Annotated in this window: 1 protein-coding gene and 1 pseudogene; both read right to left on the bottom strand. The window is 66.0% G+C overall.

The window, feature by feature from the left end; translation table 11 throughout:
• A pseudogene (locus tag SJH88_RS19250) lies at positions 1-415 on the bottom strand (electron transfer flavoprotein subunit alpha/FixB family protein); the annotation flags it as partial.
• A 20-nt stretch (positions 416-435) separates the two neighbouring features.
• Positions 436-860: electron transfer flavoprotein subunit beta/FixA family protein (locus tag SJH88_RS19245; protein WP_274755400.1), on the bottom strand; the 425-nt coding region annotated here is incomplete at its 5' end.

The raw sequence follows: 860 nt of genomic DNA, 5'->3' as shown, positions 1-860 counted from the left end.
CCGACTGCACGGTGGCGATGGCGTTGCCGGCGTAGATGGGGCGCTCGAAGGTGTCGGCGGCGATCACGGCGGTGATGTCGCTGATCTGGCCCACGTCCAGCTTGGCGGCCACGCGGGGGGCGGCGTTCTTGCCCGAGGCGGTGGCGGGGAACAGGATGTGGCTGTAGCTGCCAGCGATGGTCAGCACCTGGGCGGCGATGTTCTCGGCCAGGCCGTCCTTGAGGCTGGCGCCATCGGCGTGGATGACCTTGGACACGCCAGCGATCTGGGCGGCGGCCTGGGCCGCGGCTGCGGCGTTCTCACCGGCGACCAGCACGTGCACGTCACCGCCGCAGGCCTTGGCCGCGGTCACGGTGTTCAGGGTGGCGCCCTTGATGGAGGCGTTGTCGTGTTCAGCAATAACGAGTACGGACATGATGTTTCTCTCCTGGACGCTTAGATGACCTTGGCTTCGTTCTTCAGTTTGTCCACCAAAGTGGCAACGTCAGGGACTTTGACGCCGGCGCCGCGCTTGGCGGGCTCGGCCACCTTCAGGGTCTTGATGCGGGGTGCGACGTCCACACCCAGCTCTTCGGGCTTGACCACATCCAGCTGCTTTTTCTTGGCCTTCATGATGTTGGGCAGCGTCACATAACGTGGCTCGTTCAGGCGCAGGTCGGTGGTGATGATGGCGGGGGTGCTCAGCGCCAGGGTTTCCAGGCCGCCGTCCACTTCGCGCGTCACGTGGACCTTGTCGCCGGCGACTTCGACCTTGGAGGCGAAGGTGGCCTGGGGCAGGTCGGCCAGGGCCGCCAGCATCTGGCCGGTCTGGTTGTTGTCGCCGTCAATGGCCTGCTTGCCCAGGATCACCAGGCCGGGTT

Source organism: Comamonas sp. GCA5, from assembly GCF_036541385.1.
GTDB classification, from domain to species: Bacteria; Pseudomonadota; Gammaproteobacteria; order Burkholderiales; family Burkholderiaceae_C; genus Comamonas; species Comamonas aquatica.
This window is presented reverse-complemented; position numbering and strand designations above follow the sequence as displayed.